Origin of the sequence: Streptomyces coffeae, assembly GCF_016741875.1 — a bacterium.
Taxonomy (GTDB): domain Bacteria; phylum Actinomycetota; class Actinomycetes; order Streptomycetales; family Streptomycetaceae; genus Streptomyces; species Streptomyces coffeae.
The window spans coordinates 21,162-42,224 of the sequence record NZ_JAERRF010000043.1; the positions used below are offsets into that span (position 1 = coordinate 21,162).

Sequence of the window (21,063 nt, forward strand, 5' to 3'; positions counted from 1 at the left end):
GAGGGATTCGGTGAGCCAGGTCGTCGTCAAGCGCCAGCCACGGGCTCTGCCGCCCGAGGTGCCGACCGAGGAACTCCGCCTCGAACCGCCCCCGGAACTGCCGCGCGGGCAACAAGAGGGCATCCTGATGCAGCTGTTGCCGACCCTCGGCATGGGCTCGTCGATGGTCTACTTCTTCATGCCGGGCGCCGCTCCCATGATGAAGATCATGGGCGTGATGATGATGTTCTCCACGCTCGGCATGACCGTGGCGATGATCATGCGGTACCGGCGGGGTTCACAGGGCCAGATGGCCGACACCCGGCGCGACTACCTCAAATACCTGGCGCAGACCCGCCGGACCGTGCGGAAGACGGCCCGGTTGCAGCGCAGCGCGCAGTACTACCTCCACCCCTCCCCCGACCAGCTGTGGTCGGTGGTGGCCGAGGGCAGCCGGGTGTGGGAACGGCGGCTGAGCGACGAGGACTTCGGCCAGGTGCGGATCGGGCTCGGGGCGCAGCAGCTCGCCACCCCCCTGATCGCCCCCGACACGGCCACCATCGAGGACCTCGAGCCGCTGACGGCGGGCGCGATGCAGCAGTTCCTGGCGGCCCAGGCCTCGCTGGACGGTATGCCGATGGCGGTGTCACTGCGCGCCTTCTACCACCTCACCGTCTCCGGGGTGCCGGAGCATGTGCACGGGACGGCGCGGGCGCTGGTCGCCCAGCTGGCCACGCTCCACTCGCCGGAGGACCTGGTCATCGCGGTGGTCGCCGCGCGCGGCTCGGCGGAGCAGTGGGAGTGGACCAAGTGGCTGCCGCATGTACAGCTGACGGGCACGGTCGACGGGGCGGGCTCCCGGCGGCTGTTCGGCGATTCGCTGGCCGAGCTGGAGGAGCTGCTCAAGCCGCGGCTCGAGGGCCGTACCCGGTTCAGCCGGGACGCCCAGCCCGCCTTGGACCAGCCGCATCTGGTGATCGTCCTCGACGGCGGCATGGTGCCGCCGGACTCGGCGCTGGCGTCGGCCGAGGGACTTCAGGGCGTGACCGTCATCGAGGTGGTGCCGGGCGAGCTGGAGGAGCTGCGCGGCGGTCTGTCGGTCGTGGTCCGGCCGGGCAAGCTGCAACTGCTCTCGCAGGTCGCGGAGTACGAAGGGGTCCCGGACACACTGTCCAGGGAGGCCGCCGAGGCGCTGGCGCGGCAGCTCGCCCCGCTGCGCATGGGTGTCGGCGACGATGACGAACCCCTGCTGGCCAACCTCGACTTCACCGATCTGCTGGGCCTCGGCGACGCCGGTTCGGTCGATGTGTCGCGGACCTGGCGGCCACGTTCGCTGGCCGAGCGGCTGCGGGTGCCGATCGGAATCTCCGAGGACGGCTCCCCGGTCATGCTGGACCTGAAGGAAGCGGCCCAGGAGGGCATGGGCCCGCACGGTCTGTGCGTGGGCGCCACGGGTTCGGGCAAGTCCGAGCTGATGCGAACCCTGGTGCTCGGTCTGGCGGTCACCCACTCCTCGGAGACCCTGAACTTCGTGCTCGCGGACTTCAAGGGTGGCGCGACCTTCGCCGGGATGTCCGAACTGCCGCATGTGGCCGCGGTCATCACCAACCTGGCCGACGACCTGACGCTGGTCGACCGTATGCGCGACTCGATCACCGGTGAGCTCCAGCGCCGCCAGGAGCTGCTGCGCTCGGCGGGCAACTACGCCAACGTCCACGACTACGAGAAGGCGCGGGCGGCCGGTGCCCCGCTGGAGCCGTTGGCCTCGCTGGTCCTGGTGATCGACGAGTTCAGTGAGCTGCTGACGGCGAAGCCGGACTTCATCGACATGTTCATCCAGATCGGCCGGATCGGCCGTTCGCTGGCTGTGCATCTGCTGCTGGCCTCACAGCGGCTGGAGGAGGGGCGGCTGCGCGGCCTGGAGACCTATCTGTCGTACCGGATCGGTCTGCGGACGTTCTCCGCGGCGGAGTCCCGCACCGTCCTGGGCGTGCCGGACGCGTACCACCTGCCGTCCGTCCCGGGTTCGGGGTATCTGAAGTTCGGCACGGACGAGATGACGCGCTTCAAGGCGGCGTACGTCTCCGGGACGTACCGCACCGGCGCCCCGACCACCGAGGGAACCACGGAGCTGCCCATCGAACGCAAGCCGGTGCTCTTCACCGCCGCGCCGGTGCCGGTCAGCTACGCCACCCCGGACCCGGCGGCCCTGCTGGCCTCGGCCTCGGCCCGGACGGACGAGGACGACGCGCTGGCCGAGACGGTCCTCGATGTCATCGTGGGCCGGCTGGAGGGCCAGGGGCAGCCCGCGCACCAGGTGTGGCTGCCGCCGCTGGACAAGGCCCCCTCGCTGGACGAGCTGCTGCCGTCGCTGGCGCCCTCGGCCGAGCGCGGGCTCCAGTCGGCGGACTACGCCCGGCCCGGCGGTCTGGTCGTACCGCTCGGCCTCATCGACAAGCCCTTCGAGCAGCGGCGTGACATCCTCTACCGCGACTTCTCCGGCGCCGCGGGCCATATGCTCGTCGTCGGCGGTCCGCAGTCCGGCAAGTCGACCCTGATGCGCGCCCTGGTCGCGTCCTTCGCGCTCACCCACACCCCGGCCGAAGTGCAGTTCTACGGGCTCGACTTCGGTGGTGGCGGTATGAGCGCCGTCGCCGATCTGCCGCACGTGGGCGGGGTGGCCTCGCGTCTGGACCCGGAGAAGGTGCGGCGGACGGTCGCGGAGGTGGCTGGGATGCTGGCCCGCCGCGAGGAGTACTTCCGCGCCCAGAACATCGACTCCATCGCCACCTACCGCCGTCAGCGGGCCAACGGGCTCCACGCCGACCAGGGCTGGGGCGATGTCTTCCTGATCGTCGACGGCTGGGCCAACTTCCGCTCCGAGTACGACATCCTGGACGGTGTGGTCACCGATATCGCCGGACGCGGTCTGGGCTACGGCGTCCACGTCATCATCACCGCCTCCCGCAACATGGAGGTGCGCGCGTCCCTGAAGGATCAGCTGCTCAACCGGCTGGAAATGCGGCTCGGTGACACGATGGACTCCGAGTTCGACCGTAAGGTCGCCGCGAACGTGCCGGTGGGCGTCCCCGGCCGCGGTCAGCTCCCGGAGAGGCTCCACTTCATGGGCGCCCAGCCGCGGATCGACGGGGGCGACGACCCGGAGACGATGACGGACGCGACGGCCGAGCTGGTGCGGGCCGCGGGCGCCGCCTGGACCGGTCCGCAGGCCCCCCGGGTCCGGCTGCTGCCGCGCAGGCTGCGCGCGGACGAACTCCCCAAGGGATTCGAGCAGCCGCAGCACGGCATCGCCATCGGTATCGACGAGACCAACCTCGAGCCGGTCTTCGTCGACTTCGAGACCGACCCCTTCTTCCTGGTCTTCGGTGAGAGCGAATCGGGCAAGACCGCGCTGCTGCGCCTGATCGCGAAGCAGATCACCGAGCGGTACAGCTCGGACGAGGCCAAGATCGTGGTCGGCGACTACCGCCGTTCGCTGCTCGGGGCCATCCCGGACTCGCATCTGCTGGAGTACGCGCCGATCGCCTCGGCTCTGGAGCTCCACGCCAACGCGCTGAACGGGCTGATGGAACGGCGGGCCCCGAAGCCGGACATCACCCCGCAGCAGCTGCGCGACCGCAGCTGGTGGAGCGGTCCCCAGTTCTTCGTGATCATCGACGACTACGAGCTGGTCTCCACCAGCAGCGGCAATCCGCTGGCCGTGCTCACGGAGAATCTCCCGTTCGCGCGGGATGTGGGTATGCGGTTCATCATCGCCCGTAACTCCGCCGGTTCCTCGCGCTCGATGTTCGAGTCGTTCATGCAGCGGGTGAAGGAACTCGGCGCCCAAGGTGTGGTGTTGTCCGGCGATCCGGGTGAAGGCGACATTCTGGGTGGAGTCCGGCCCCGGCCCATGCCTCCGGGCCGCGGATTCTTTGTCTCCCGTAAGCGCGGGATTCCGCTGACCCAGTTCGGCTGGCTGCCCGACCAGTAGGCCGCCTCGTCACGAGGGCTGTTCCTCCCCTACCTCCCTGGCAAAGGGAGGTAGGGGAAGCCCGTGTGGGAGTGGGGTGACCGGAACGGGCACCCCACAGGGCACGAAAGGCGAATGGGGTGGACGACCGTGACCGGTCGTCCACCCCATTCGCGGGTGGCGCCATCGTTCAGAACGAGATGTCTTTGAAGAGGTTCGCGTTCCTCTTGTCCGTGGAGTGGTAGTCCATCTTGCCCTTGCGGACCTTGTGCGCGACGTCCTTCAGCGTGGTCTCGATGTGGTTGGCTCGAACGTTGAACTGCTTCTCGGCCGCCAACATCATCTGGTGGGCCTCGCCCTCCCAGCCGGCGGTCACCTTCTTGACCGCGGCCACGATGTCCTCAATCTGCTTGCGCACCGCCGCCGCGCCTCGCTCGATGTCACCAGCGGTGTCCTCGAGTGAAGCGTATGTGACCTTGATGTCCATAGGGTCGCCGGACATTTATGCCCCCATTCCTGGTGAAGTCTTGATCATGTCGAAACCTCGTCCGTGCCGGGCGCCCGTGTCGCGCCCGGCCGGATCAGAACCCGTCGACCTTGCTGTGAGGAGCCAGCCCGTCCGCACCGCTCCCGAGGCCGCCACCCGGCTTGGCGCCATTGAAGTCGATCTTGTTCAGCTCGGCGGCGATCTCACCGTCGTTCGCGCCGCTGGACCGGTGGGTGAGCTCCACCGCCTCGTGAATCTGGACGATCAGCTGACGCAATGCCTCGTGGTCCTCGTTCAGAGCGGTCTGCTTCTCCTTGAATTTCATGCCAGCCTGACCCGTCCAAGCCGCCTCGACTGTGGCGACGGCGTTGATCAGGTTACGCAGGTTCGTGGAGAGGCCTTCGCTGACAAGACCGAGGTCGGCTTCGAACTTCTTGAAAGCTGCGTCGCTTATCCTCTGAGTGCCCGACATGTTCCACCTTCCCCCATGAAGTGTTGGTGAGTTGGGATGGGGTTTTGCTTCAACTCACCACTGAATTCCTACCTACCGTAGGCCGAACTGGCAACCCCTCACCTTTCGCCCACACCGTCATAGTGCACTACGGCGCCTCATTACGGCGAAGGCGACCGCACCGCCGACCACAACGGCGGCTCCGGCCCCCAAAGCGATCCACAGCGTGGTGTTGCCACCGTCGTCGCCGTTGCTTGCCTTGGTCTCCTTATCGGGCTTCTGGGCTTGCTTCTTGCCCGAGTCCGAGCCGGAAGACTCAGGTTGTGATCCAGCATCCGGAGAGTTAGACGCAGAAGAGGAGGGATTTGGTTTCGTCGCGCCCTCGCGAGCGAGCAACGGATTTGTGGTGGCGGAGCCCGGGTCTCCCTCGCCGTCCAGAAGGACCTTACGGGGACGAACGGAGCCGTATCCGATGTAATCACTCGGAATGTCGCCGGACACGGGCTTCGCCGCGGTCTGCATCATGACCCGGAGCACCTGGTTGTTGGTCCAGTTGGGGTGCTTGGCCCAGATGAGAGCGGCGGAGGCGGAGGCGACGGCGGTGGCTTGGCTGGTTCCTCGCCCCTTGCAAACGCCCTCGGACTCTAGGCAGTGCTCAGGGATCTCCTCGCCCATGGCTACTAGTCCCACGGAGTCACCTGTGGTCGAGAACTCGGTAGCCTTACCGTGACGATCGATTGCACCTACACCCACAACGCCGGACAGCGATGCGGGATAGGAAGGAAGATTGTTTGTATCCCGGTCATTCCCAACACTCGCAAAGACAAGACTCCCCTTCTTGAGCGCATAGTTCACGGCAGCCTGGGTCTTGGTGAAGTAGGCACGCTCCCCCGGGACTCCCAGGGAGATATTAAGAACCCGCGCCCCGTGATCGACAGCATAGCGAATTGCCTTCGCCATGACTGATCCAGCAGATTCAGCTGGCTGGTCGAACAACTTCCCCTTAATCGGTAGAATCTTGGCTTCCGGCGCCAAGCCTTGGATGCCACCCCCAGCCCCTGTCCCAGCGATGATTCCCGCCATGTTCGACCCGTGACCGTCGGGGTCCTGATGCGGATTCGTGCCTTTGCGAGAGGCGTCTGTTCCCTTCAGCAACTGACCATGCAGTTCGGGGAGGGAAGCGTTAACTCCGGAGTCGATGACAGCAACCGTGACCCCCTTCCCCTTGCTCACCTTCCACATCTGCTCGGCCTGCATGTCCTCCAGGTACCACTGCCGAGACCTGATGTCCTCCGCGACTGCCACCGGTGCAAGACCGCTCATCGCCATAAGGCTGGCCCCCAACAGCGCGAGAGCCGACAAGGAACGCTGGCGCGCTCCATAGTTCCAAAATGGCATGGGTGAGTGCTCTCCTCGGCCTTGCACCTGCGGCTGACGCGTCAGTCGATGACCGGCGGGACGGTGTCGCGCCGCCCTCCGGTCCAGGTCTCGTCATCTTCTTGAAGGTAGTCGGGCGTGGTTCCGTTCTGGTCCTGCCGGTCACCGGGGCGAGTGGCTTCGCTGCGGGGTGGAATCATTCCCGGGGTCTGGGCATTGCGTACCAGGCCCGCTCCCCCGGGAGTGAACTCGGACCGCCCCTTACCTGTTGCGCGTGGGCTGCCGGTCACCCCACCCGGTTCCGAAGAGACCCGTCGGGCACCTGTGCCCCCGGGACCGTCCGGACCCCCGGTGATCGGATGCGATCCCGTCCCCATGGGGCCACGCACCGGTATTCCGCGCTCCTCGCCTACAACCGTGGTCCGTGGCAAGCGCTGACCGTTCGCCGGCCCCTTCCCGTTCGGGCGGTCGACCATGCCACCGCGCTCGGAGGCCAGTCGTCGGCCGGAGCCGTTGGGGCCCGGGGTGGTCGGGTTGGTGTGTGGCGGGTGGTATCCCCCGCCCATCAGGTTTCGACCCATGAGGGGGCGCTCTTCACCAACCACGGTGGTCTGCGGAAGCCGGGGAACGGGGCCGCGCGGCGGACGGGACAGACTGGTGATGCCGTCCTGGGGGCCGGTACGCGGCGGGATCAGCGGCCGACCCGTCGTCGGTCCCGGGGGCGTTCCGATAGGCCGCCCCACGGGGCCAGGCGGGGGCCCTCCACGCAGAGTCGGGGGAACGTTGGGCATGCGGGACGTCCCCGGGGGAATGACGCGAGTGGTCCCCGGCACCACGGGGCCAGGGACGGGGAACGGGCCCGGGCCCGGGCCGGTGGTGCGCTGCTCCGGCCCGACGGGCGGTGCCGTGGGCAAGGTCGGTCGGTCGACGGGATCGATGGGCGGTGCAGTGGAGTCGATGTTCGTGCCCGTCGCCGGAGGAGCGGTCGCACCGACGCCCGAGCCGACTCCTCCATCAGTACCGACACCCGGGTGGCTGATCGGCGTGGCGCTCCCACCGTCAGATGCGTCGCTCCCACCGTCAGTTGCGTGGGGAGCAACGGCGAAGGACTTCGGGGAAGCGGTCGCCCCGCCTCCACCCGCAGCGGCGGCGTAGGTGTTTCCTCCACCACCGTAGGAGGTCTGATCCTTGCCATAATCGGCGAAGCTATCTTCGCGCGGCAGCTGCGGAAAGTTCGGCTCCTTCAGGTCTTTGAGGATGCCATGGCTGACCTCGTAGAACGAATCCACCAAGTCCATCATCTGAAGAGCTTGTTGGCGCTTTTCCTCGTCCTCCTTCGACAACTTGGGCTTCCAGTCATCGGGAGAGCACTCCTCCCGGCGGGGCATCCCCGAGTAGGCCCCGTACAGCCCCTGGCCGGCAAACCACATCTGCAGACCGACCTGAAAGGTGTAGTCGGCCATGACTCGGGTCTGCTTGACCAGCTTCTCACTGTACCCACGGAAGGCATCCGCGCCCTCGCCTTCCCACTGCGGTCGTTTGGTGTGAGCCACCAGTTCGTCCGCAAGGTCATGGAGGGGAGTGGCAGCCTTGGACAGCGCCGCCCCTACGTTCACCAGCTTGGCAGGATCCGCGCCGGCAAGCATGGCCAACAGCACTGGGAGTTTAAGATGATCGAATTTGCCTGGAGCCATCTACTTCTTCCCCCTCACGACGGGTCGCCTCCGGCTTGGTCACTGTCATTTCCGCCGGGCTTCTGGGTCTTGGGGTGGCCGTGCTGCTCCTCAACCCGCTTCCGGATCTCGTCCAACCGACGGGCCTGTTCTGCGTCCAAGCCGTCGAGGTTCTTCTCCGCCACGATCCCCAACAGCCCGAACGCCTCGATCTGGTCACCGAAGGCCTTGGAGAAGGTCTCCAGCTTGACGTGGATCGTCTTGTACAGCTCGGCCAAGGCGTCGGCCGACTCGAACTTCGTCGAAGTCGTGCCGCCGTAGGCATCCCTGGAGATGGACTGTTCGGAAAGTTGCCTATTCCCGGCGGGAGACTCGTCCAGAGCGATCAGCACCTCGTCGAGGCGCTTCTTGAACTCCTCAAGGGTGTTCGATTGCTTGGCCAGATTCTTGCCGAATAGCGGCTGAGACTCAGACCCAGCCCCGTGGTCATCCTTCTGACCCACGCCGTTCCTCCCCGTGCCCCGTATGACACCGACGATGTCCTACACCACTCTAGCCACTCGGCGTGGACACCCCAACTCCCAAGTAGTGCAGTTCACTCGACAGTTCCGTAACAGCCCCCCGCCCCGGTGCACGTTACCGAGCACACCACACTCTGACCTGAGTACGCATACCTATTTCGCCGCCCGGCGACGCCTCCGCTCGTTGAGCACGGTCGCGAGCCCCGCGGTGACGGTGACGAGGACCACGGCGCCGCCGAGGGCATACGTGGCCAGGCGTTCCCTGCGTTCCTGGGGGGTCTCACCGACCGTCAACGGAGCCGCGTCCGGGGAGTCGACGTCAGCGGCGGAGTCCTTGTCGAGGGTGACGTGGTCGATGGCCTCACCGTCGTCGGTAAGGGCGCGGACCGGGTCGACCACACCCCAACCGACCCGTGAATCATGGCCGTTGATGGAGCGTTCGGCGGTCTGCTCGATCTGGGCGACGACTTGGTTCTGCTCCCAGTCGGGGTGCTTTGCCCGGATCAGTGCGGCAACGCCCGCGACGTAAGGGGCAGAGAAGCTGGTGCCGTTGTCGACGCATTGGCCGCCCTTGGGGACGGTGGAGACCATTTCGACGCCCGGGGCGGCCACATCGACGAAGTCACCGGACTGCGAGAAAGCCGCTCGTTCGTTGTTGCGGTCCGAGGCGCCCACGGCGAGCACGCCGTCGTAGGCCGCGGGATAGGTCTCCCGGAGCTTTCCGTCGACGCCGTCGTTACCGGCGGAGGCGACCACGACGACATTGGCCTTCAGCGCGTTCCGGACGGCCTGCTGAAGCTTGTTGTTGGCCCGGAGTGGTTTGACGGTGTCCTGGGAGATATTGATGACGCGGGCGCCCGCATGGACCGCTTTGTCGATGGAGGTGGCCATGCTGTCGGTCGTACCGGATCCCTTTTCGTCGTTCTGGCGAATCGGAATGATCCTCGCCTCGGGGGCGATACCGACGAAACCGCTGTCGGGGTGAGGACGGGCGGCGATGATGCCCGCGACCTTGGTGCCGTGGCCGACCAGGTCGTCGGTGCCGTTGCCCTTTTTCCCCTTCTGGATCCGGTCTTTCTTTTTCTTGTTCGTGTCCGGGACGTCTGCGCCGAGTTTGGTGTCGACGGCGTCCTTCAGCTGGTCGTTGGTGTTGTCCACGCCCGTGTCGATGACGGCGACCTTCACCGGACGGCCGTTCTTCTCCTTGCCCTTGGTGTCCTGCCACAGTTGGTCGAGCACAACCCGCTGGAGCGACCAGGGGGTGCCCTTGATGGGCTTGGCGGGATAGGTGCACTGGCCGTTGCCGGCCAGGGTCATGACCGCGACCGGGGACGGCGAAAGGGGCCCGCTCGCGGCGGAGAGTGCCGTAAGGGAGGCCGCGGCCGACAGGGCCAGGGATCGGGTGATGCGCGACCCGCGCTGGGGATTCCTCATGGTCCTCATGGCCTCAGGACCCCTGCGGCTGCCGGGCGCTGTTCTTGTCCAGCCGCGGCCCACGGGGGAGGAACTCGGACCAGGTGTCGGGTACCGGCACCGGGTTCACCTCCTTGTAGCCGAGCCGCTGCTTGGCCTCCTCAGGGTTCTGCTGGGCCGCGTTGGCTGTGGACTTGTCGTCCGGTTCAGCGCCGATCTTCGACTTGCGGGCATCGCTGTCGTTGTTGGACTGGACGGCGTAGCGCAGACCTGTGTCGGTCACCAGGAAGACCGAACCGTTCTTGACCTGGTGGCCCTGGACCTGGCGGAAGAGAACGCCGGAGCCGGGGGTGACATAGGCGCTGGTGGCACCGTCCGGAATGGTGGCCGGGAAATCGCGGCCGGCCCACGTGGCCGTCTTGGGGTCGCCCTTCCCGCTGACTCCGCGCAGAACGCTGCAACTGGTGTCGCGCGCGCTGCTGCCCAGTTCCGGGTCGACGGAATTGGCCTGGGCGGGGATTTCGTCGGGCCAGTTGTAGTCATCGCCGTAGAACTCCTCCTCGTCCGAGACGAAGGAGGAGGGGCGCACCTGCTCCGGACGGTTCTTCTGCCCCAGGTCGTCCAAATCCTCGCTGGCGAGCAGCAGTTTGGCGACGAACTGCGAGATGCGTTCCACCTTGCCCTTGAGCACCACATAGTGCTGCTTTGCGTTGCCCGTCGAGGTCTCGAGGACCATGCCGACCCGGTTGGCCTTCTCCCCAAGGCTGGGCACTCCGGCGTCGGCACCGACAGTGCCGGGGATGTCCGGGAAGGTGATGGGCTTGCCGTCCCGGAAGGTGGCCAGCCAGTCGTTCGTCACCCGCTGCGGCTTCGCGCCGTCACGGAAGACGGTGCGCAGCAGGAGGCTGTAGGTCGACGGGGAGGTCTTCTTCAGGTCGGGGCCACCGATGAGGTACTTGGTGCCCTTCGGGTCGACGACATAGCGTGCACCCTGCTTGTCCTCCACATAGAGGGCCTGACCGCTGTGCAGCGCCTGCGAGCCATGCAGCTTCTTCAGCTTCGGGTCGCGGTCGGAGAAGAGGAAGACCGCCTTCTGCGTGGTTTTCCCGTTTCCGCCCGGCTGTTCGCAGACCGCCCACTCCATCTGCTTCTTCGCCTCCTCGGCGGAGGGCAACCGGTCCGGGGCGTAGGGAATGCCGATCGTCGGGCCGCGCGGGATATGCCCGTTGTCGAGTTCCGATTCCTTCACCTTGACGATGCTCGACTTATCGGGGTCGAGCAGCAGTTTGGCGGAGGCGAAGTTGAGGACCGGGTGGAGCTGGACCTTCCCGTCGGTCTTGAGCACGACGTAGCGGGTGGTCGAGTCGCTGCCGACGACAACGTGCGAGGCGACGTCGTCCCAGCCCTTGGGTGCCACCGGCTTGAACATGCCCCAGGCGCCGAATCCCGCGAGGATCAGGGCCCCGACCACCACCCCGGGGAGCACCGCGCGCAGCGGACGCGGAGCGCCCTCCTCGGTGCCGCTCGGTGTGGGTTGCAAGAACGCGGCGACTGTCCGCTTCTTCGCAAAGATATAGGCGTTGAGTTCATCCCGCCGTGATGCCATGTTTAGCCGCTTCTCCCCGCTTTTCGGCCTCGGTAGTCAGGTGGCCTGCCCTCGGACCCGGTCTCGTACCGACCCTCTACTATGCCGGTAGTCAATTGACTCATGGTGCTCGGGGACACTGGTGGGGAAGACCAACGACCGAGCCGTTGGGGCGGGTTTCGGACTGTAAGGGGCTGACGGGGATGGCTGCCGCAACGCGCACACGTACCGCGAGGAGCGCGTCCGGCCGACGCACACCGAGCGGACCCGGTGCGCCGGCCCCCGCTCCGGCTCCCCCGGCCGCGGGGGCCGCGCCGAGTTCGGTGACCCCGCGCCCGCTGCCCCGGCCCGGCAGTCTGGGCCCGCTGCGGCTGCAACAGCTCGTGCTCATCGAGGTGGCCGCGGCGATCACGCTGGTGGCGTGGACCATCGATGAACTGATGCTGGTCCCGGCGGCGGTCATGGCCGTGGTGCTGATCCTGCTGGCCGTGGTGAGGCGCCATCAGCAGGCGATCCCGGAGTGGCTGGGCACGGCCCTGGCGCTGCGCGGGCGCCAGCGGCGGGCGTCGCAGCCGGTCGACGCGGGCATCGACCCGGGCTTCACGCCCGTTGTCGAATGCGAGCCCGCCCTGCGGACGTACACCTACACCGACCGTGAGCGCCGCGCGGTGGGCATGGCCGGGGACGGCACCTTTCTGACCGCCGTCATCCAGGTGGAGGCGGTGGACGCGCCGCTGCGCCCGCAGCGCGCCCAGCGTCCGCTGCCGCTCGCGGTGCTGCGCGACGCCCTGGACGTGGACGGGATCCTGCTGGAGTCGGTGCAGGTCGTCCAGCACGCCATGACCGCGCCCGCGCCCCATCTGCCCGCGCAGGCGGTGGCGGTGCGCAACTACGGGCCGTTGCAGGAGAACACCGGTGCGCCGTCGACCCGGCTGACCTGGGTGGCGCTGAAGTTCGATCCGGAGCTGTGCCCGGAGGCCGTGGAGGCGCGCGGTGGCGGTCTGGAGGGCGCACAGCGGTGTGTGCTGCGTACGGCCGATCAGCTCGCGAGCCGGTTGCAGGGGGCCGGTTTCGGGGTGACGCTGCTGACGGAGGAGGCGCTGACCGCGGCCATCTCCACCGCCGCGAGCGTCAACCCGGTGGCGACCGCCCAGGCCCGGCAGACCAACACCCTGTCCCGGCGCACCGTGGAGACCGCCCGCACCTGGCGCTGCGACGACCGCTGGCACACCACCTACTGGGTGGGCCGCTGGCCGCAGATGGGGCCGAGCGCCGCCCCGCTCCCGCAGTTGGCCGCGCTGCTGACCTCGCTGCCCGCGCTGGCCACGACCCTGAGCCTCACCCTGCGCCGCGGCGGCACCCAGGGCGGGCGGCACGCTCCGACGGTGAGCGGGCATGTGCGGATCACCGGCCGCAGCGCCGATGAACTGGTGGAGATCCGGCGAGAGTTGCAGCGAACCGCGCGGGGGGTACGGGTCGGGCTCGTACGGCTGGATCGCGAGCAGGTGCCCGGAGTCCTCGCCACTCTGCCCCTGGGAGGGACCCACTGATGGCCACGCCGACGACCGCCCCCTACGGAGCCCCGGCCCCCGCTCCCGCCCCCGGCGGAGCGGGCGATCCGGCCGCCGCCCCCGCGCCGCGCAGGATGCGGCGTGGCTTCGGGCTGATCGGGCCCCGGCGGCAGCCGCATGAGCTCTCCCCGGAGCAGTTCGAAGCGCTGGCGCTGCCGATCGGTGACGACGGGGTGGTGATCGGCATCGGCGCCCGGGACCAGCCCGCGGTGCTCGGTCTGCACCGTCCCACGCCGTTCAACATCCTGCTGGTCGGCGGATTGTGGACGGCGCAGGTCATCGGATTGCGCGCGGTGGCCACCGGCGCGCGCGTCACCGTCGAGACGGGCCGCCGTCAGATGTGGACCGCGCTGACCCAGGCGGCCAACGGCGGCCACGAGAGCATCACCCTCCATGACGTGGGCCGGGTGCCGCCGCAGGGCGCGTCGATCGGCAGCCCGGTGCTGGTGATCCGGGACGCGGGAATGCGGCCGCCGCGCGGCCGGGTGTCCTCGGCGCCCTGGCAGTCGGTGCTGACGCTGCTGCCCTATCTGAGCCCGGTCGCGCCGCGGCTGATGGAGAACGCCGATCTGGTCGGCATCCAGCGGGTCTCCCCCGACGAGGCCACTCAGGTCGGAAAGATCATGGGCCTGCCGACCACGGACGTCGAGTCGCTGTCCACGCTGCCGGACGGGGTCACGCTGTGGTGCAACCGCCGCTCACGGCTGTACGTGGCCACGCATCCCACCGATGTGGAGACGGGGCTGCTGGGCGGGCCGCGCCGGATGGACTGATCCCGCGTCGGCTCACCGTGCGTTTCTCCCCGGTGGTTCTCCGTGTTCGATTGCCGCCGCCCGCGGGGTGGATCACACTTGTCCCGTCGGGCGGACGGATGTCCGCGGTATGTGAAGGGAATCTCCACCGATGGCTGACGCCAAAGAAAAGGCCGAGCTGTACGCCCTCGATATCTCCGGTGTCGAATGGCTCAGCGCGCCTGGCAGCACCTCCGAGGACCGGGTGGAGATCGCCTACCTGCCGAACGGGGCGGTGGCGATGAGGAGTTCCGCCGATCCCGAGACGGTGCTGCGCTACACGGAGGCCGAGTGGCGCGCCTTCGTCCTGGGTGCGCGGGACGGCGAGTTCGACCTGCGCTGAGACCTGCGCCGAGCGTACGGCGGAGGGGGCGGACACCGGCCGGTGCCCGCCCCCCTCGTGCCTCCGACGGCGCCCGGGGCGCTCAGGACCCGAAAGCGATCAAGATCTTCTCGTGGGTGCCCGTGGTCCCCGTGACACGGTCCGAGGCGATGAAGAAGATGCCGTTCCGGTAGATCCGGGTGGCGGTGGCGAGGACGGCCTCCGTCTTACGGGTGGCCCGGGGCAGTTGCAGCAGTTTCTCGGGTGTGCCACCACCGGGGCCGACGCTCACGACCGTCCCACCGCCGGAGAGTGTGGGCTGCTCGTAGACGATGAGGTTCTTGCCGTCCATGCTCAGCGGCAGCAGCATCCGGCCGCTCACCTTCAGAGCCCACTTCCTCTTCCCGCTGTCCAGGTCGAAGGCGTGGATCTCGTTGCTGGGGCCCGAGCCGACGGCCGGTTTCACCTCGGTCGGCAGGTAGAAGGTGTCCGCGGTGGCGGCGACGCCCTGGCAGGCGCCCATGTCGGTGCCGAAGAGGTCCATCCGGCACTGCGGCTGGTAGGACTGCTTGCCCAGGGCCAGGGAGGAACGCTCCTTGCCACGGTCCGAAATGGCCAGGATCCCACCGGACTTGCGGTCCTCATTGCTGAGCGCGACAACGGCCGGACTGCTGGAGAAGATCTTGCTGACCTTGAAGCCCTTGCGGACGACATAGGTCCACTTGATCTTTCCGGCCGGGGTGAGCTGCTGGAGTTTGGCGGAGCCGTCGTTACAGGAGTACGCGCGCAGCAGGACCTTGCCGCCCGCGTAGCCGTCCACCGAGCAGGCGGGGCTCATCTCGCCCGGGGAGACCTCCTTGCCGTTGTCGACCCGGACCATGGCCGAGCCGCCGAACCAGGCCAGGCCGACCAGATTGCCGCTCTGGGCCATGCCCATGTTCGAGTGGTCGCCGCCGAAGGGGCCCGACTCCGGGGCCTCGTGGTCCCAGAGCTTGACGCCCTTGTCGAGGTCGATCAGGGCGAGCCGACTGCACGAGTTCTTACGGTGGCCCGCGTAGGCGACCACAGCCTTGCCGTCCGTGGCCGAATTCGGTGCGGCGCACACGGCCTTGGGCAGCGACAGCGACCACTTCTCCTCGCCGTTGTCCTGGTACGCGGTCACCTTGGTGTCAACGGCCTTGACGACATGGCCCTTGCGCACCCAGAAGCCGGGCGCGTCGACACCGCGCCGGGTGAGGTCGGGCGCGGGTGTCTGGTAGAGGACCTTGGCCTCGCCCGGCCGACGGACGTCGTTGGGGTCGCTCTCCTGGGCGTTGTCGTCCTTGTGGTCGCTGTCGCCACCACCGGTGGGCCCGGCCGTCGGCTTCTTCCGGTGAGGTTCGGCCGGGGCGGTGCTCGAGGCGGCGGGCTTCTTCTCGCCGTCGTCATCGCTGAGGACGGCGAGGACCGCGCCGCCCGCCGCGAGCAGCACGGCCAGCGCCGTGCCGATGACGACAAACTTCCGCTTCTTGTCGCGACCGCCGCCGTCGCCGCCGTCGCCGCCGCCACCGCCATCGGCCGGCGCTATGCCGTACGGCGTCGCGGAGTGCGGACCGCCGCTCGCGGTCCGGGTCGGGTCCGCCGCATACGGATTGCCGGGGGCGGGCGTCGGCGGCCCGGGAGGCTGCGGCACATCGGGCGCCGGGGATATGGGAGGTGTGGACTGACTCGCGGGGAGCGCCCCGGTATGCCAGATCTGGGGTGGGGTGTGCCTGTCCGACGAGGGCGGGGCGGCCGAAGCCGGGGTGGCCGACGGCGCCTGAGGCGGGGTAGGTGGCGCCGGTGGCCGCTGCGGAGGGCCGAAGCCGCCCTCGGAAGGCTCGGGTTCCGGTGGCGGACCGAAGCCCCCCGCGGGCGGTCGGCGGGGCGGTTGGGGCGGCCGCGGCATCAGCGCTCCCCTCTTCGGCGGATCCGTCGGCATTCGAGCGGATTTCTTTCTACCACCGTCAGGCCGTGGCTCTCCCCGGGGTTGAGCGGGTACACGGCCATGTAAGGCACGGTGAGGTACCGGACGGCACCTTGAGTACCGACGGGCCTGCCATAGCGGCGCTCATGGTGATTAGTCTTGGTGTACGCGGTGGAGAACCTGATCAGGTATCCCCGGCGTCACCAAAGGGGAAAGCCGAACGGTCGGACGACAGTAACGATCGGCAACAGATCGGCCTCGCCAAGAATTTCAAGGGTGTTCGACCACACCAGGAGGCATTGTGAGCAGCGATCGGGACGAGATCCGCACGGGCGGAACCACACCCGGCGATGATCGGTCCGACGCGGAGACCGAGCACACGGGCGAGTTCACCATCGACTACACCCCGCCCGCCTGGTACACGCAGAACGCTTCGCCGTCACCGGCCCCGCCCGTACCCGGGCCGGCCGGGACGACACCCGGGGGGACCAACGGATCCGGAGTGGACACGGGGGCCGGCGCGGGGGCCGTGCCCTCACCTCCGCCGCCGACCGGAACCCCGGTGCCCGTACCGGGTGTTCCGGATCCGAACGGCTTCGCGGGGTCGTGGCCACCGCCCCCGGCGCCGTCCACCGAGACCGCGCCTCCGGGGCCCGATCCGACGGGCTCCGCCACCACGGCGTCCCCCGCGACCGGTTCCACTTCGAGCGGGTCCGGCGAGCACGAGACGCATCCGCGGGCCGCGAACGATGCCGGGCCGGGCGAGACCGGAGATGAGCGTTCCAGGGAAATGAGCGCTATGCCCTCTGTGCCCGACTTCTCCTCAAACCCGGTGGTTCCCACCACCGCTGACGCCGGGGTGGATGACCTCACCGCGGAGAGCTCGAAGAGCGTCGCGCGGGACGAGCGGCCGGAGCGGGACAACTCGGGCGAACCGGCCCCGGGAACCCCGGAGAAGGCCGACGACGACTACGCGCTGCCGCCGGCCACCGCGCCGACGGACACCGCCGACCAGGACGCCGACGCCGCCGAGAGCGACAGCGGCAACGTCCGCAACGAAGGCACCCTGCGGTTCTCCACCGCCGCCCTGCGTGCGGAGATGGCTCAACTCCGCGCGGCCGAAGCCGCCGAGAGCCCCGGGACCGAGAGCGCCGGAAGCTCCGACAACGACTCGGGTGCGGCAGCCGAGCGGTCCTCCGAGCCGGACAGCTCCGACTCCGGAGCCGCGGACACCACCGCGCCCACCGGCGGCGGCGAGGTGCGCAGCGAGGGCACCCTGCGGTTCTCCGCGGCAGCGCTGCGCCAGGACTTCGCGGAACGGCGCGAGGCCGGGAGCGAGGCGGCGGACGCCGACGAGCCCCAGGACGCGATCCCCGAAGGCGCGGCCTCGCCGGACGCGCCCTCCTCGGACCAGCCGCCGGCCACCCCGTGGGCACCTCCGGCCGCTCCGCAGTCCGGACTGCCGCCGCTGCCGCCGGACTTCCAGCCCGCAGCGCCGCAGAGCGCGGACGGCGGTACGGGCGCTCCGGCCGCGCCGGTGCCCACCACTCCGCCCACCCCGCAGCCCAACGAGGGCGCGCCGTGGGCCTCCGGGAGCGGCACCGCCCCGGCGTCGGTCCCGGAGCAGCGGACGGACGGCCCCGGAGCCGGAAGCGGCACCGGGGGCGATCTGCCGCCGCAGTCCGCCGCCTGGGCGCCGCCGGTGCCCGGTACGCAGGGTCAGGCCGCGCCCGGTATCCCGGCGCCCGCGTCCCCGCAGAGCGGCTACGGCTACCCCCGCCCCGGCGAGGGCGCCCCCGGTCCGGTTCCGGGTGGGCCCGGCCCCGGCGCACAGCCGGTTCCCGGTGCGCAGGGCGGCCCCGGTCAGCCTGGCCCCGCCCCGTTCCCGGGACAGGGCCAGGGGCAGGGCCAGGCACCGGGCCAGGGCGGCGCGCCCGTGTCCGGCGCTCAGCCGCCGGCCGCGCCCGGCCCGCAGCCTCCCCAGATCCCGCAGCCCCCGCAGATGCCCCAGCCCCAGCCCCACTACTGCAATCAGGAGCACCAGGGACAGCACCAGCACGGGCCCGCCGGTCCGGGGCAGCCCCCGGCGCCCGCGCCCGCGCAGGGCGGCTACGGCTTCCCGCGTCCGCAGGCGGAGCCCCAGGACGCCGTTCCGCCGCACCACCCGCAGCCCTCCCCCGCGCCGCAGCCTGCGCAGCAGGGCCGGCAGACACCGCAGCCCGGTCCGCAGGGAACAGCTCCGCAGGGAACGGCTCCGCAAGGACCGGCACAAGGCCAGGGCGGTTACGGCTTCCCACGCCCCGACGCGGCTCCCGCGCCACAGGACGGCTACGGCTACCCGCGCCCCGACAGCGGCGCCGCCGCCGCGAACGCCGGTGCCGGGGCGGACGCACCGGCCGATCCGCGGACCGGCGGCTGGCCCGTCGTCACCCCGGACCAGCGGCGTCAGGCCGCCCATGGCGCTGGTGCGCCGCTCGGTTACACGGCGGCCGTCGAGCTGTCGTCGGACCGGCTCATCCGGGGCAAGCAGAAGCCGAAGAAGAACAACGTCGGCGGCTCGCGCTTCAAGTTCGGCGGCAAGAAGGAGGAGGCGGAGCGGCAGCGCAAGCTGGAGCTGATCCGTACGCCGGTGCTCTCCTGCTACCGCATCGCGGTGATCAGCCTCAAGGGCGGCGTCGGCAAGACCACGACGACCACCGCCCTCGGCGCGACCCTGGCCACCGAGCGCCAGGACAAGGTCATCGCGATCGACGCCAACCCCGACGCGGGCACCCTCGGCCGCCGGGTGCGGCGCGAGACCGGCGCGACCATCCGCGACCTGGTCACCGCGATCCCGTACCTCAACAGCTACATGGACATCCGGCGGTTCACCTCGCAGGCGCCGTCCGGTCTGGAGATCCTGGCCAATGACGTGGACCCGGCCGTCTCCACGACCTTCAACGACGAGGACTACCGCCGCGTCATCGATGTCCTGGGCAAGCAGTACCCGATCATCCTCACCGACTCGGGCACCGGTCTGCTCTACAGCGCGATGCGCGGAGTACTCGATCTCGCCGACCAGTTGATCATCATCTCCACACCCTCGGTGGACGGCGCGAGCAGCGCGAGCACCACACTCGACTGGCTGTCCGCCCACGGCTACTCGGACCTGGTCTCGCGCAGCCTCACCGTGATCTCGGGGGTCCGGGAGACCGGGAAGATGATCAAGGTGGATGACATCGTGTCGCACTTCGAGACACGCTGCCGCGGGGTGGTCGTCGTGCCGTTCGACGAGCATCTGTCGGCGGGCGCCGAAGTGGACCTGGACATGCTGCGGCCGAAGACCCGTGAGGCGTACTTCAACCTCTCGGCCCTCGTCGCCGAGGACTTCGCCCGTGCCCAGCAGGCACAGGGCCTGTGGACGGCGGACGGCGGCAGCGCACCGCCGCCGCAGATGGCCCCGCCGATGCCCGTGCACGGTCAGGGGCAGTACCCGGGCCAGGGGCAGGGGCAGCAGCCGGGTCCGCAGCAGGGCCAGGGACAGCAGCAGCCCTACCCGGGGCCGTACGCGCCCCAGCCGGGCCAGCCGCACCCCCAGGGGCAGCCGCCGCAGCAGGGACAGCCCCAGCCGGGCTACCCGCAGCCCGGCCAACCCCAGGGCTACCCCCAGCAGGGACAGCCGGGTCAGCCCGGCCCCCAGCAGGGTTGGCAGCAGCCACAGCAGCCGCAGCAGGGACAGCCACCCCAGCCGCCTCAACAGGCCCAGGGACAGCCGGGTCAGCCGGGTCAGCCGTGGCCGTCCGGTCAGCCCGCACCGCAGGGCCAGCCGTGGCAGCAGCAGCCCCCGGCGGGGCCGCAGCAGTAACGGCGCGCACCCCGCGAAGCGATCGCCCCGCCGGGCCGGTTGATCCCGGTCCGGCGGGGCGATCGCCGTATGAGCCGTCGTTGAGTGGTGAGGGGCGGGCCTCAGCGGGCGCCGTGCTCCTCGACCAGTTGCCGCGCCCGCTTCACATCGGCCGCCATGCGCTCCAGCAGCGCCTCGATCGAGTCGAACTTCTCCTGGCCCCGCAGATAGGCGAGAAAGTCCACCTGGACATGGAGTCCGTACAGATCCAGTCCGACCCGGTCGATCGCGTACGCCTCGACGGTCCGCTCGGTGCCGTCGAACTGCGGGTTGGTGCCGACCGAGATGGCCGCGGGCATCGCCTCGCCCTCGGCGGTGAGCCAGCCCGCGTAGACGCCGTCGGCGGGGATCGCGGTGTGCGGCAGGGTCTCCAGGTTGGCCGTGGGGAAGCCCAGCTCCCGGCCGCGCTGGGCACCGCGCACCACTACGCCCTCGACGCGGTGCGGACGTCCGAGGACCTCCATGGCGCCCGTGACGTCCCCGTCGGCGACCAGCCTGCGCACCAGTGTGGACGAGAACGCCTCGCCACCGCCCGCCTCACCGCGCTCGTACAGGTCGATGACCTCGACCTCGTAGTCGTAGGTGGCGCCCAGCTCGCGCAGGAACGCCACGTTCCCGGCGGCCTTGTGTCCGAAGCGGAAGTTGGGGCCCTCCACCACCACCCGGGCGTGGAGCTTGTCGACCAGCACCTTCACCACGAAGTCACCCGGGGTGAGCCGGGAGAACTCCGCCGTGAAGGGCAGCACCAGCACCGCGTCCACACCGAGCTCCGCCATCAACTCCGCGCGCCGCTGGTGGGTGGCGAGCAGCGGAGGGTGGCTTCCGGGGCGTACGACCTCGCTGGGGTGCGGGTCGAAGGTGACCACGACCGCCGGTACGCCCAGCTCACGCGCGCGTGCCACCGCACGGCCGATGATCAGCTGGTGTCCTCGGTGCACCCCGTCGTAGGAGCCGATGGTGACGACGCTGCGTCCCCAGTCCTCGGGGATGTCCTCCAAGCCACGCCAGCGCTGCACTTTGCCCGCTCCTCGCCCGAACTTTTGTCTGTCGACTTCGCAGATCTAAGAGTGCCATGCCATCGGCACGTCCTTT

At 69.4% G+C, this 21,063-nt stretch carries 14 protein-coding genes and 1 pseudogene; 6 read left to right on the forward strand and 9 right to left on the reverse strand.

The features are described 5' to 3' along the window. Positions 1 to 10: 10 nt before the first annotated feature. Complete coding sequence (gene eccCa, locus JK363_RS38190; protein ID WP_201882678.1) at positions 11 to 3,973, forward strand: type VII secretion protein EccCa; 3,963 nt, start codon at positions 11 to 13, stop codon at positions 3,971 to 3,973. A gap of 169 nt (positions 3,974 to 4,142) precedes the next feature. Here eccCa and JK363_RS38195 read toward each other — a convergent pair whose 3' ends face one another. From JK363_RS38195 to eccB, 7 genes are all read right to left on the reverse strand, one after another. Beyond that, positions 4,143 to 4,454, reverse strand: a complete 312-nt coding sequence (locus JK363_RS38195) for a WXG100 family type VII secretion target (RefSeq protein ID WP_201882680.1) — start codon at positions 4,452 to 4,454, stop codon at positions 4,143 to 4,145. Positions 4,455 to 4,533: 79 nt separating this feature from the next. Next, positions 4,534 to 4,911 carry a WXG100 family type VII secretion target gene (locus JK363_RS38200; RefSeq protein ID WP_201882682.1) on the reverse strand — a complete coding sequence of 126 codons (378 nt, stop codon included), beginning with the start codon at positions 4,909 to 4,911 and terminating at the stop codon, positions 4,534 to 4,536. A gap of 117 nt (positions 4,912 to 5,028) precedes the next feature. Then, on the reverse strand, positions 5,029 to 6,213 hold the full coding sequence (gene mycP / locus JK363_RS38205; protein WP_236076467.1) for a type VII secretion-associated serine protease mycosin: 1,185 nt from the start codon (positions 6,211 to 6,213) through the stop codon (positions 5,029 to 5,031). A gap of 116 nt (positions 6,214 to 6,329) precedes the next feature. Then, complete coding sequence (locus JK363_RS38210; RefSeq protein ID WP_201882691.1) at positions 6,330 to 7,961, reverse strand: WXG100 family type VII secretion target; 1,632 nt, start codon at positions 7,959 to 7,961, stop codon at positions 6,330 to 6,332. Positions 7,962 to 7,975: 14 nt separating this feature from the next. Further along, positions 7,976 to 8,443 carry a DUF2563 family protein gene (locus JK363_RS38215; protein WP_201882692.1) on the reverse strand — a complete coding sequence of 156 codons (468 nt, stop codon included), beginning with the start codon at positions 8,441 to 8,443 and terminating at the stop codon, positions 7,976 to 7,978. 171 nt (positions 8,444 to 8,614) lie between these two features. Next, entirely contained in the window at positions 8,615 to 9,895 is a 1,281-nt protein-coding gene (mycP, locus tag JK363_RS38220) for a type VII secretion-associated serine protease mycosin (protein WP_201882699.1), read from the reverse strand. A 13-nt stretch (positions 9,896 to 9,908) separates the two neighbouring features. Next, positions 9,909 to 11,480: a type VII secretion protein EccB gene (eccB, locus tag JK363_RS38225; protein WP_201882702.1), complete on the reverse strand. Its 1,572-nt coding sequence runs from the start codon at positions 11,478 to 11,480 to the stop codon at positions 9,909 to 9,911. A 182-nt stretch (positions 11,481 to 11,662) separates the two neighbouring features. On the opposite strand from eccB, the gene eccE reads away from it, so the two are divergent. The 3 genes from eccE (at position 11,663) to JK363_RS38240 (ending at position 14,164) form a co-directional block, all read left to right on the forward strand. Then, on the forward strand, positions 11,663 to 13,009 hold the full coding sequence (gene eccE / locus JK363_RS38230; protein ID WP_201882711.1) for a type VII secretion protein EccE: 1,347 nt from the start codon (positions 11,663 to 11,665) through the stop codon (positions 13,007 to 13,009). Further along, entirely contained in the window at positions 13,009 to 13,803 is a 795-nt protein-coding gene (locus tag JK363_RS38235; RefSeq protein ID WP_201882712.1) for a hypothetical protein, read from the forward strand. Before eccE ends, JK363_RS38235 begins: the two co-directional genes overlap by 1 nt. A gap of 130 nt (positions 13,804 to 13,933) precedes the next feature. Continuing rightward, on the forward strand, positions 13,934 to 14,164 hold the full coding sequence (locus JK363_RS38240) for a DUF397 domain-containing protein (RefSeq protein WP_201882713.1): 231 nt from the start codon (positions 13,934 to 13,936) through the stop codon (positions 14,162 to 14,164). A gap of 82 nt (positions 14,165 to 14,246) precedes the next feature. Here JK363_RS38240 and JK363_RS38245 read toward each other — a convergent pair whose 3' ends face one another. Then, a complete protein-coding gene (locus JK363_RS38245; RefSeq protein ID WP_307822034.1) occupies positions 14,247 to 15,815 on the reverse strand; it encodes a flagellar basal body-associated FliL family protein in 1,569 nt (522 codons plus the stop codon). Positions 15,816 to 16,389: 574 nt separating this feature from the next. On the opposite strand from JK363_RS38245, the pseudogene JK363_RS45120 reads away from it, so the two are divergent. Both JK363_RS45120 and JK363_RS38250 read left to right on the forward strand, forming a co-directional pair. Next, positions 16,390 to 16,512: pseudogene (locus JK363_RS45120) on the forward strand (SCO5717 family growth-regulating ATPase); the annotation flags it as partial. 375 nt (positions 16,513 to 16,887) lie between these two features. Then, entirely contained in the window at positions 16,888 to 19,932 is a 3,045-nt protein-coding gene (locus JK363_RS38250; RefSeq protein ID WP_236076468.1) for a MinD/ParA family ATP-binding protein, read from the forward strand. 101 nt (positions 19,933 to 20,033) lie between these two features. Here JK363_RS38250 and JK363_RS38255 read toward each other — a convergent pair whose 3' ends face one another. Next, the gene (locus JK363_RS38255; RefSeq protein ID WP_201882716.1) at positions 20,034 to 20,987 is read right to left on the reverse strand and encodes a bifunctional riboflavin kinase/FAD synthetase; all 954 of its coding nucleotides are present in this window, start codon (positions 20,985 to 20,987) and stop codon (positions 20,034 to 20,036) included. Between the last annotated feature and the right edge of the window lie 76 nt (positions 20,988 to 21,063).